The sequence below is a fragment of the Campylobacter sp. 2014D-0259 genome (assembly GCF_008000505.1).
GTDB classification, from domain to species: domain Bacteria; phylum Campylobacterota; class Campylobacteria; order Campylobacterales; family Campylobacteraceae; genus Campylobacter_D; species Campylobacter_D jejuni.
Genome location: NZ_VOAQ01000010.1, coordinates 1 through 1,187, shown reverse-complemented (window position 1 = coordinate 1,187; position 1,187 = coordinate 1). Strand labels below are relative to the sequence as shown.

The 1,187-nt window shown below is 27.3% G+C and carries 2 pseudogenes; both read left to right on the top strand.

The annotated features are described in order from the left end of the window. Positions 1-633, top strand: a pseudogene (locus tag SR63_RS02090) (bacteriohemerythrin); the annotation flags it as partial. Further along, positions 585-1,187, top strand: a pseudogene (locus SR63_RS02085) (bacteriohemerythrin); the annotation flags it as partial. The pseudogenes SR63_RS02090 and SR63_RS02085, both read left to right, overlap by 49 nt.

Sequence of the window (1,187 nt, the reverse complement as noted above, 5' to 3'; positions counted from 1 at the left end):
ACTTGGAATGAAAAATACAGTATTCATGATACAATGATTGACATTCAACACCAAAAACTTTTTGAACTTGCAGGCAAGGTTGAAAGTGCTGTTTATAAATTTGTAAAACGAGAAGAACTCAAAGAAATTTTAACAGAACTTTTTAACTACATGAAAGAACATTTTGACAATGAAGAACAATACATGCAAGAAATTCATTATCCTTATTTAAATGAACACAAAATCATGCATAAAAATATCATTCGCGATATGTCTTATCTTATACAAAACATAAAAACTACTAATGATTTAAAAGAAAAACTTTATACTATAATGTCAGAGTGGCTTTTAGAACACATATTACATCATGATGTTATGATAGGCAAATGGATTAAAGCTCACAATAAAAACACTAAAGAAGAAGAAACAAAACAAGAAGAATTAACAGAGGATTCTCAAGAAAAATTAGAATTTGTCCTTGTAAAACCACTCATGCTTTATCATACAATGAACACTTAGATATTTTATATCACAATAAAAATTTAAAGTGCAAAAATTGCCAACAAACCTTATTTTATTTTAAAAATCCAATATAAAGGAATAAAATGCTACCAAAATGGGATAAAACCTTTAGTGTCCATAATGCCAAAATAGATGAACAGCACAAAAAGCTTTTTGAACTTGCGGGTAAGGTAGAATATTTGATTGATAAACCCGTTTATAAGGATGAGATTAAAAATTTACTTGCTGAATTTTTTAATTATATGAAAGATCATTTTTATGAAGAAGAGCGATACATGGAACTGATTAAATATCCAGATATTGAAACACATAAAAAATTCATAAACATATTATCCAATCCATGATAGAACTGATTAAAAATATTAAATCCACTAATGATTTAAAAGAAAAACTTTATTTAGCTGTTAAAAAATGGCTTTTAGAACATATACTTTATGAAGATATGAAAGTTGAACAATATAGAAGATCTTCTTTAGCTTCTGAAGATGATAAAGAGGTAAGCTTTGAAGAAGAAGGCGATGAAGAACTTGAAAATGCTGTTTATCTTTATATTTGCAAGTGCTCAGGTGCTATCCATGATGTGCCTTTTGGAATTCATGAAAAAATCAAATTACAAGGTAAGAAATTCAAATGTAAAAAATGTAGAGAAGCTTTAGAATTTTATAAGGTTTATTCGGAAGGGTTTT